This is a genomic window from Saccharopolyspora sp. NPDC002686 (assembly GCF_040295745.1).
GTDB lineage: Bacteria > Actinomycetota > Actinomycetes > Mycobacteriales > Pseudonocardiaceae > Saccharopolyspora > Saccharopolyspora oryzae.
The window spans coordinates 1-9,280 of the sequence record NZ_JBEOVY010000317.1 but is presented as its reverse complement, the minus strand read 5'-3'; the positions used below and the strand labels follow the sequence as shown (position 1 = coordinate 9,280).

Here is a 9,280-nt window from a genome sequence, read left to right as displayed (position 1 = left end):
GCCAGCCCGGCCACCGCCAGCCAGCAGCGGACCTTCGTCGAGCGCAGGTCCAGGCGCCCGACGGCCATGCCGAGCAGCACCAGCGGCAGGTAGGAGAAGGTCGGGTAGAAACCGAGCAGCAGCAGGTCGAAGACCCCGGCCTTGGCGATCAGGTGCCCCGGGTCGACGGTGTTGACCGCGGTGACCAGCCACGCCATCGGGGTGTCCCCGGCGATCCAGGTGCGCAGCACGAACGACACCTGCGGACCCACCAGGGCGGTGACCGCCGCGGCGATCAGCAGACCTCGGGCGCGCAGCCGGATGAACGGCACCGCGAGCAGGAAGTACAGCCCGTAGAACGGGATGATCACGGTGAGCAGGAAGCCGGTCGCCTCGGTGGCCTTGGCCAGCAGGATGCCCAGCACCAGCAGCAGCACCGCGCGCAACGTGATCCGCAGGCGCGCTTGGCGCAGCGCATCGCCGGTCGGGGGAGTGGTGCGCCCGGACAGCAGCGCCAGCGACACCCCGGCCAGCAGCGTGAACAGCGCCGTGGACCGGCCGCTGGAGAACTGCGCGACCCACACCTCGGCGTCACCGGTCAGGAACGGCACCCCGAAGTGGATGCAGAACATGCCCAACACGGCCAAGAACCGTGCGACGTCTACCCCGACCAGTCGGCCTGTGCGTGGTTGCGGCCGAGCAGTGCTCGTCTCGGGCGCAGTAGCCGCAATAGCAGTCATGGCATCCAGCAGGGTCTCGGGATCTCTTCCAACAACGTTACCGACGGTGGAACGAGCCCTTGCACGGCCCGTGACGCCGGAGAGTGCAGGCTCACACGAGCCAGGCGGCGGTGCCGGGCGGCAGCTCGTCGCCTTCCACCGGGCGGGAGGACAGCAGCACCTCGCCGGGCGGCAGCGGCACCGGGGCCGCCGAGGTGTTCAACGCGCAGATCAGGTCGCTGCCGACCCGGCGGAAGGCGAAGCAGTCCTCCGGCGCGCCGAACCACTCGACCTCGTCACCGGTGAACGCCGGGTGGCTGATCCGGGTTTCCAGCGCGTGCCGGTACAGCGACAGGGTGGACTGCTCGTCCTCCAGCTGCGCTTCGACGGTGAACGCCGCCCAGTCCGCCGGGATCGACGACCAGTCGCCGCTCGCCTCGGAGAACCCGAACGGCGGCTTCTCGCCCTCCCACGGCATCGGGATCCGCTCGGTGCCCGGCAGGCCCAGCTCCTCGCCGTGCCGCAGGCACACCGCGCCGGGCAGCGCCAGCTGCACCAGGGCCATCGAGCGCACCGGGGTCAGCGCGGCCGCATCCCGGCTGCGCTGGGTGTCGCGGCTGGCCATCGCCCACGCGGTGCGCCGCCCGGGCGTTGCCAGCGCGCCGGTGATGACCTTGCGCAGCGGCTCGGCGGCGAACCCGGCGATCGCCAGGTCGAGGTTGAACGACAGGTGCCAGCTGCCGGCCCCGATCACCACCCGGTCCGGGTACTCGGCCAGCACCGATTCGACCGCGCCGGTCGGGTCCTCGCGGGGCGCCAGGTGGAACCCGTCCACGCCGTTCAGCAGCCAGGGCTCGAGCACCGCCGCGGGGTCGTCGCGCGCCGGATCCACGTCGAGCGCGAGCATCACCCGCATCCCGGAGCCGCGCGCTTCGGCGAGCAGCGCGGCGAAGTCCTGGGCCGACGGGTCCAGCCCGGCGGCACCGGCCAGCACGACCGCGTCCACGCCGAGCAGCTCCAAGTAGCCGAGCCGACCGCGCAGCCCTTCGAAGTCGCCGACACCGTCACCGTCGGCATCGGCGAACGTGCCGACGTCGACCTGGTAGCACACCGCGTCCCACCACCACGGCCGTTCGCCGCGGTCCGACCTCGCACCCGCCGCCCGCATCACCGGATCCTTCTCTCGGAGCTGTTCACCGACCTGCCGGTCCTGTCAGAACCACGAGTTGACCATGCTTTCGGCGGCCATCTCCATGTACTGCCAGAGCTGTTCGCGGTGCTGCGGCGCGAGCTTCGCCTCGTCCACCGCGATCCGCATGCAGCGCAGCCACGCGTCCCGCTCGGTCGGGCCGATCTTGAACGGGGCGTGCCGCATCCGCAACCGCGGGTGTCCGCGCCGGTCGGAGTAGGTGTGCGGGCCGCCCCAGTACTGGATGAGGAACAACCGGAGCCGCTCCTCGGCCGGACCCAGGTCCTCCTCGGGGTAGAGCGGGCGCAGCAGCTCGTCCTTGGCCACCTCCTCGTAGAACTTCGCCACGATTCGGTGGAAGGTCGCTTCGCCGCCGACCTGCTCGTAAAAGCTCTCCACGGAAGTCACGGGCCCCATCCTCTCAAGTGCGGTCCGCCGAACTCCTCCCGCGTAGCGGTGCAGGCGGAACGGACGCGCCCGCCTGCACCGCGCAGAGCACCGGCCGTCACAGCTCCACTGGGCTCGACGGCGGAATCGGCCGGCCGTAGGGGTACGGCGGCTCGATGTCCTTCTCGTCGTAGGCGCGCTTGATGTCCGCGCGCAGCCTGCGCTGCACCGACCACTGGCGGCCGGGGCGGACCTTGACGGTCAGCCGCAGCGTGACGGTGTCGGGAGTGATCTTGTCGACGCCCAGCATCTCCGGCTTGTCCAGGACGTCCTTGGACAGCGGCTCGCGCGAGGTGGCGTCGGTGGCCACCTCGGTGGCGACCGAGATGGCCTTCTCCACGTCACTGCCGTGCGAGATCGGGAAGTCCACCACCGCGTAGGCGAAGCCCTGGCTGGAGTTGCCGACCCGCAGGATCTCGCCGTTGCGGACGTACCAGACGGTTCCGTTGATGTCGCGCAGCGTGGTCACGCGCAGGCCGACCGCCTCCACGGTGCCGCTGGCCTCACCGAGGTCGACCACGTCACCGACCCCGTACTGGTCCTCGACCAGCATGAACATGCCGGACAGGAAGTCCCGCACCAGGTTCTGGGCGCCGAAGGCGACCGCGACACCGAGCACACCGGCCGAGGCCAGCACCGGCGCCACCTGGATGTCCAGCTCCTGCAGCACGTAGATCGCGGCCAGGCCGAAGATCACCAGCGAGGCGATCGACTTGAGCACCGAGCCGATCGTGCGGGCGCGCTGCAGCCTCCGCTCCGAGAGCAGCTCGGCGGTCAGCGCGTCGGTTCGGCGTTCCCGCAGCGGGTTCAGCAGCTTCGGGGGCTTGCCGTTGCCCTGGGTCAGCTTGGTGATCGTGCGGTGCACCAGCCAGCGCAGGATGAACGCGATGATCAGGATCATCGCGATGTGCAGTGGTTTGGCGATGATCAGGTCGGAGTACGAGGCCAGCCATTCGTTGCCGGTCCAGCCGTAGATCGTGTTGCACCAGCCCGGCTCGCTGACGCACTCCGGTTGGGTCAAAAGCGGCAGTTCCATGGGTCGGGGGTTCTCCATGCTGTCGTTCAGATGCCCGCGACGTAGGTGATCGCACCGTCGCGTGAGGACGCGCCGGACCAACCTCGAGCTTCGTGCGCGCCCCGCCGCGCACGAGACTCGACCAGCCGTGGCACCCGGACCGAGTTCGGGGCTCAGTCCAAGGGCAGCCCGGTGGCCTCCGCGAGGAAGGCGAGCTGGTCGGCAGCGAGCCCCACAGTACGTGAAACCGAGCGCGCAGCATGGCCCACCTCGGTCTCGCGGCGCAGCAGAATCGGACGTTTCGCCGGGTCAGACGCTGTGGCGTGCTGCAATGCCGCGCACATCTTGCGAGCGTGATTCGGGTCAACCCGGGTGTCGGACTCGAAGACGGTGAACAGGACCGACGGGAAATCGGTCTGCTCGACCACGTTGTGGTACGGCGAGTAGGACAGCAGCCAACCCAGCTCCTCCGGGTCGTCGGCGGTGCCGTACTCGTCGTTCCAGGTGCGGCCCAGCAGGAACTGCTCGTAGCGCACCATGTCCAGCAGCGGCGCCGAGCACACCACGGCCCGGTAGAGGTCCGGGCGCTGGGTGAGCGCCGCGCCGACCAGCAGACCGCCGTTGGAGCCGCCGGAGATCGCCAGCTGGTCCGAAGTCGTCCAGCCCTGGTCGATCAGGTGCTGCGCGGCGGCGTGGAAGTCGTCGAAGGTGTGCTGCTTCTGCTCGCGCATGCCGGCTTCGTGCCACTGCTCGCCCTCTTCGCCACCGCCGCGCAGCGACGGCAGCGCCCACACGCCACCGGCGGCCACCCAGGCCAGCGCGGACGGCGTGTACCCGGGCTCGCGGGACAGCGAGAACCCGCCGTAACCGGTCATGAACACCGGTCGCGGGCGGTCCGGCTCGGCCGCCGGGCTGAGCAGGAACATCCGCACCGGGGTGCCGTCCAGCGACCGGTAGGTGACCTGCTGGGTGTGCACCTCGGGCAGCTCGACGGCGCCCGGCGCGCGCTGCTCCAGCGCGACCTGGCCGGTGCTGTGCGCGTAGGCGTGCACGCACGGCGGGGTGGCGAAGTCGGTCCAGCCGATCCACAGCTTGTCGCGGTCGTGGTCGGTGTCCTCGTCGACCGCGGTCAGCGCGGTGACCTGACCGGTGCCGGGCAGCGGCACCTCGCCGGTCCGGCGCCCGGTGGCCGGGTCGTGCAGCGTCACCTCCGACACCGCGTGCCGGGTGCGGAGCACGACCAGCTGCGGGTCGCCGTCACCGGTGTCGAACCAGCGCACCGCCTCCAGCACCGAGTCCGGCTGCTCGCCGATCAGCTCGGTCCAGTGCTCCGGTTCCGGCTGCTGGGGATCCGCCACGCACAGCCGCCAGCGCGGCGCGTCCAGCGTCGTCATCACGTACAGCCGGCCGTCGCGCTCCACCCAGGCGCCGACCCGGTAGCCGTCGGTGGTGTCCACGACCTGCCGCAGCGCGGGCACCTCGCCGCCCGCGGTCAGGTCGGCGATCCACACCGAGTCCCGCCGGGCGGTGCCGGGGCTTCCCTCGATCACCAGCCAGCGGCCGTCCCGGGACACCCGGGTGCCGTAGTAGAAGGTGGGGTCCTGGCCCTCGCCGTGCACCAGCACGTCGTCCTGGTCCGGGTCGGTGCCCACCCGGTGCCGCCACACCCGCCGGTGGAACTGCTCCTCGCCCTCGGGCACCAGCTCCGGGGCGAGCCGCCGGACGTAGAAGTACTCCTCGCCGCCGGGCAGCCAGGAGATCGTCGAGTAGCGGCAGCGGTCGATCGGTCCCTCGACCAGCTCACCGGTGGCCACGTCCAGCACGTGCAGCAGCGACTCCTCGTCACCGCCGACCGAGATCTGGTACGCCAGCCGGTCGCCCTCCAGGCTCGGCGACCAGCTGTCCAGCGTGGTCAGCCCGGACGGGTCCAGCGCGGAAACGTCCAGCAGCACCCGCTCGCTGCCGTCGCGGTCGCGCACGTAGAGGACCGGGAACTCCTGGTCGGGCTCGCGGCGGGTGAAGAACGCCCGCCCGGCGCGCCACGCGGGTGCCGACACCGAACCCGACGCCAGCAGCGAGCGCATCCGCTCGGCGACCGCTTCCCGTCCCGGGAGCGCGTCCAGCCAGGTGCGGGCGAGCTGGTCCTGCGTCGCCGACCACGCCTCGGTGCGCGGATCGGCCGGGTCCTCCAGCCACCGGTAGGGATCGGCCACCTGGTGGCCGTGCAGGTCTTCGACGATGTCGTCGCGGTCGGCGGCGGGGTAGCGCAGCTGGGCTTGAGCGTCGGTCACGTCCGCGACGATACGTGGCGGACGGGTGCCGGAGTTGATCACGACATGCCGGTTTCACCGGAAACGAGCAGCGGCAACGGCGAGCATCGTTGCCGGACAGGGCCTTGATCCAGAATGATTGGAGGTGGTTGCACCGCCGCACCGGCGCGGCGTGGCGAATCACACGTGCGTTCGGACGGGGTTCTGTGCTGAACTTTGCCCGACACCGGTGGAGGTGGTCGCGTGCCCGACCGACAACCGACCCGACAACCGGCGCTGAAGGCCACGAGCCTCGCGTCGCGGGCCCCGCTGTGCCCGCCGAACCGCGGCTCCACGCCGCAGGCGGACCGGCCACCCGGTCATGCGCCGTCCTGGCGCAAGCGGCGGGTCCTGCTGCTCAACACCACGTTCGAACCGCTGACAGCGCTCCCGCTGCGTCGCGCGATCGTGCTGCTCGTCTGCGGCAAGGCCGAAGTGGTGCACGGCGACTCGGCCGGCATGGTGCTGCACTCGGCAACCGCCGCCGTCGAAGTCCCGTCCGTGATCCGGTTGAGCAACTTCGTGCGGGTCCCGTACCGCGGCCGGGTCCCGCTGACCCGAACAGCGTTGATGCTGCGGGACAACTACCGGTGCGTGTACTGCGGATCTCGCGCCGAAACCATAGATCACGTCGTGCCGCGCAGCCGAGGCGGCCCCCACACGTGGGAGAACTGCGTCGCCTGCTGCACCAAGTGCAACCACCGGAAGGCGGACAAGACGCTGAGCGAGCTGGGCTGGCGGCTGCCGGTGGCGCCGTGCGCGCCGCGGGGCCGGCACTGGCGGCTGCTCGCGGGCCTGTCCGAGACGGACCCCCTCTGGTTGCCGTACCTGGGGGAATCGGCGGCCTGATGCCGACGTCGGCGGCCGGGTCGTGACGCGGTCCGAACTGCGCCACGCCCGGTCAGCTGATCCGAACACCGCGCTGCCCGCTGATCCGCACACCCCGGCTGATCCGGACACCGCTGGAGATCCGAACCCCGCCCCGGCCGCTGATGCGCACGCCCTGCTGGCCGCTGATCCGGACGCCGCTCCGGCCGCTGATGCGAACCCCGTGCTGTCCGCTGATCCGGACACCCCGTTCATTGCTGATGCGCACGCCGTGTCGGCCGCTGATCCGCACACCTTCGCGACCGCTGATGCGGACACCGTGCTCCCCGCTGATGCGAACTCCGCGCTGGCAGCTGATCCGCACGCCCTGTTCGCCGCTGATGCGGACGCCGCTCCGGCCGCTGATCCGCACACCCTGCTGTCGACCGCTGATCCGCACGCCCTCCGAGAGGCCGCTGATCCGAACCCCGCTCCGACCGCTGATCCGGACGCCCTGCTGGCCGCTGATGCGGACTCCGCGGGTCTGGCCGCTGATGCGGACGCCGTGTTCGCGGAGTGGTTGACGAACGCTCGGAAGAGTGACGATGCTGCTCTGAGTGGCGGTTTCGAAGATCGACATTGTGTGCCTCCCGCATTCAAATCATGTTTTGAGCGCATGTGATCAAATATGCAAGACCCATACAGGTGAAAAACTAGGTTCAGAGATCGTCAGGAACAAGCCGCCAAGTTGCCGCGCATTGCAACCGTCTGGTGCGACTCCATTCGGTGGCAGGCGTTGGGCCGAACGAGTTACGAGATGTGATCTGCATCACGGATGATGCGTAACCGAACGTAGTTTTTCGGGTCGGCGGTCGGCCTCGACCAGCGGAAACCCGAACCGGGGACGTGCGGAACCCCGGCGTCGCGGCGGCGGGCCCGCGGGAATGCGGGCGGGCGCGGCGGTGATCTTCCACGCCGATCATGCACCGTTCGAGGTCGTAGCGCATGAAGTGGTGGTCATCGGCTACCGTACTGGCGTGACTGTCGTGGAGACTGTGCTCGCTCTGGCGGTGATCCCAGCGGCCATCTACGGCCTGATCGTGCTCATCGCGATGTGGCCGAAGCTCACCCGCCCGCGTTATCGCGCGGGCCAGAAGTGGGACTTCGCTCCGGTGCTGTGGGTGGCCAACCCGGCGGGTGTGAACAACGCCGTTCCGGTGACGGACGTGGAATCCGGGGTCGCGCCGGAAGGCGAGCGGCCCAGCACTGCTCGGGGAGGTGCACGTGGCAACTGGTGAGATCGCGGGGCAGACCGCGGACACGCGGGAGCTCGGCGAAGGCGAGGCGCTGATGGCCACCGGTCGGCTGTCCATCGCTCGCCGCGTGGAGCCCGAGCGCCCGGCGCTGCCGTTCAGCCCGAACCAGCTCTCGCGGCTCGACGAGGCGCTGACCCTGTCCAGCCGCAGCACCGGCCTGGAGTTCGGGATCTACCTCGGCGACCTCGGCGAGGACACCCGCAAGCAGGCCGAGGAGCTGCACGCCAACCTCGGTTCGAGCGCGGCCGAGGGCGTGCTGATCGCCGTTTCGCCGGGGCAGAAGAAGTTCGAGATCGTCACCGGTGAAGAGGCGTACCGGCGGATCCCGGACCGCAGCTGCCAGCTGGCCGCGATGAGCATGGTGGCCTCCTTCAAGGAGGGCGAGCTGATCGACGGGCTGATCAGCGCGCTCCGCATGCTCTCGGACGCCGCGGGCAACTCCTACCAGGAGTCCCGAGCGCACCACTGACCTGTCCGCAGCTCTGCGGCCAACGGCCCGTTCGCCCCGGAAGACGAGGTGAACGGGCCGTTCGCTGCTGGTGGGCGTTCAGAGCAGGCCGAAGCTCTGGAAGTTCTGGAACATCTCGTAGGTCGACGAGGTGGTGCCGACCGCTCCGGAGCGGCGGGCTTGTTCGCCGTACTGCTGCTGGAGCTGCTGGCTGCTGAACACGATCACCGGGGTGTCCACGCCGAGGTCGCGGAGTTCCCGCAGCAGGGCGAGCCCGGCGTCGGGGCGCCACCTGCCGTTCTCCTTGCGCCCCATGTCCTCCACGATCAGCCGGTAGGGGCGCTGGGAGAGCTCGGCGAGCGCCGCGTCGGTGGTCGTCACCATCGTGACCCGCACCCCGTTGTCGCGGAGCTGCTCGGCCAGGATCGCGTGCGCCTGCGGTTTCTCGGCGACCCACAGCACGGCGAACGGTTCCGGGCCGACCGGTTCGTTGACCGGCGGCATCTCGACGTGGCTCTCGCCGTGGCCGTCGCCGTTGCCGGCGGGTTCGCCGTTGGTGGGCAGGTCGTCGTGTCCGGTGACGGGGAGGTCCAGCCCGTCGGGCAGCGCGGGGATAGGCGTGGGCGGCTTCGCGGGTTCCTGGGTGACCAGGCCGCGCTCGCGTTCGGCCAGCTCCCGGCTGAGGATGCTGAGCTGCCGCTGCAGGTCCTGGATCATCTCGTTCTGCTGGTCGTTGACCTGGTGCATGGTGAGCTTCTGGCCGCCGATCTCGAACTCCAGCTCGCGCTTCTCGGCGGTGCGCAGCACGCGCCCGATGGCGCGCCGGAACACGATGATCGCCGCCAGGGCCATCAGCGGCCACATCAGATCGGCGACCGCAGAGATCAGCTCGGGCATCGCCGTTCCCACCCCTCACACCGCGAATCACCGGCACCTGACTCAGTGCACCTGATTGATTACGATGCGTGTTCGGGCTGGGACTTGCAATGAACCCTCGCCCGGCCGGGTGGTCGTCGCCGCAAATTCAATGGAAATCGCACGTCCGATTTCC

At 70.1% G+C, this 9,280-nt stretch carries 10 protein-coding genes; 4 read left to right on the top strand and 6 right to left on the bottom strand.

What is annotated here, in order from left to right; all coding sequences use genetic code 11:
- The 5 genes from ABTZ89_RS30680 to ABTZ89_RS30660 all read right to left on the bottom strand — a co-directional run.
- On the bottom strand, positions 1-611 hold a 611-nt coding region (locus tag ABTZ89_RS30680), incomplete at its 3' end, for a heparan-alpha-glucosaminide N-acetyltransferase domain-containing protein (protein ID WP_351051235.1).
- A 199-nt stretch (positions 612-810) separates the two neighbouring features.
- On the bottom strand, positions 811-1,866 hold the full coding sequence (locus ABTZ89_RS30675) for an alpha-amylase family glycosyl hydrolase (RefSeq protein WP_351051232.1): 1,056 nt from the start codon (positions 1,864-1,866) through the stop codon (positions 811-813).
- Positions 1,867-1,911: 45 nt separating this feature from the next.
- On the bottom strand, positions 1,912-2,304 hold the full coding sequence (locus tag ABTZ89_RS30670; protein ID WP_270949392.1) for a globin: 393 nt from the start codon (positions 2,302-2,304) through the stop codon (positions 1,912-1,914).
- Between the two features lie 88 nt (positions 2,305-2,392).
- Positions 2,393-3,370 (bottom strand): mechanosensitive ion channel family protein, encoded by a 978-nt coding sequence (locus ABTZ89_RS30665; RefSeq protein ID WP_270949391.1) that lies wholly within the window; start codon positions 3,368-3,370, stop codon positions 2,393-2,395.
- 152 nt (positions 3,371-3,522) lie between these two features.
- Positions 3,523-5,640, bottom strand: a complete 2,118-nt coding sequence (locus ABTZ89_RS30660; protein ID WP_270949390.1) for a prolyl oligopeptidase family serine peptidase — start codon at positions 5,638-5,640, stop codon at positions 3,523-3,525.
- 222 nt (positions 5,641-5,862) lie between these two features.
- Here ABTZ89_RS30660 and ABTZ89_RS30655 point away from each other — a divergent pair, with 222 nt between their 5' ends.
- The 4 genes from ABTZ89_RS30655 to ABTZ89_RS30640 all read left to right on the top strand — a co-directional run bounded on the left by ABTZ89_RS30655 (position 5,863) and on the right by ABTZ89_RS30640 (position 8,250).
- Positions 5,863-6,507, top strand: coding sequence for an HNH endonuclease (locus ABTZ89_RS30655; RefSeq protein WP_270949389.1), 645 nt, complete (start codon positions 5,863-5,865; stop codon positions 6,505-6,507).
- Positions 6,508-6,529: 22 nt separating this feature from the next.
- Positions 6,530-7,147 (top strand): hypothetical protein, encoded by a 618-nt coding sequence (locus tag ABTZ89_RS30650; RefSeq protein ID WP_351051228.1) that lies wholly within the window; start codon positions 6,530-6,532, stop codon positions 7,145-7,147.
- Positions 7,148-7,502: 355 nt separating this feature from the next.
- Positions 7,503-7,763, top strand: coding sequence for an aa3-type cytochrome oxidase subunit CtaJ (ctaJ, locus tag ABTZ89_RS30645; RefSeq protein WP_270949387.1), 261 nt, complete (start codon positions 7,503-7,505; stop codon positions 7,761-7,763).
- Positions 7,750-8,250 (top strand): DUF5130 family protein, encoded by a 501-nt coding sequence (locus ABTZ89_RS30640; protein WP_351051225.1) that lies wholly within the window; start codon positions 7,750-7,752, stop codon positions 8,248-8,250. The genes ctaJ and ABTZ89_RS30640 overlap by 14 nt, the downstream gene beginning before the upstream one ends.
- A gap of 78 nt (positions 8,251-8,328) precedes the next feature.
- Here the strand turns inward: ABTZ89_RS30640 and ABTZ89_RS30635 are convergent, their stop codons facing one another.
- Positions 8,329-9,126 (bottom strand): DNA-binding transcriptional response regulator, encoded by a 798-nt coding sequence (locus ABTZ89_RS30635; RefSeq protein WP_351051222.1) that lies wholly within the window; start codon positions 9,124-9,126, stop codon positions 8,329-8,331.
- Positions 9,127-9,280: the final 154 nt, after the last annotated feature.

What these genes read in the sequence shown, in the direction of transcription:
- ABTZ89_RS30675 (WP_351051232.1), bottom strand. Translation starts at nt 1,866, where the DNA reads ATGCGGGCGGCGGGTGCGAGGTCGGACCGCGGCGAACGGCCGTGGTGG.
- ABTZ89_RS30670 (WP_270949392.1), bottom strand. Translation starts at nt 2,304, where the DNA reads ATGGGGCCCGTGACTTCCGTGGAGAGCTTTTACGAGCAGGTCGGCGGC.
- ABTZ89_RS30665 (WP_270949391.1), bottom strand. Translation starts at nt 3,370, where the DNA reads ATGGAACTGCCGCTTTTGACCCAACCGGAGTGCGTCAGCGAGCCGGGC.
- ABTZ89_RS30635 (WP_351051222.1), bottom strand. Translation starts at nt 9,126, where the DNA reads ATGCCCGAGCTGATCTCTGCGGTCGCCGATCTGATGTGGCCGCTGATG.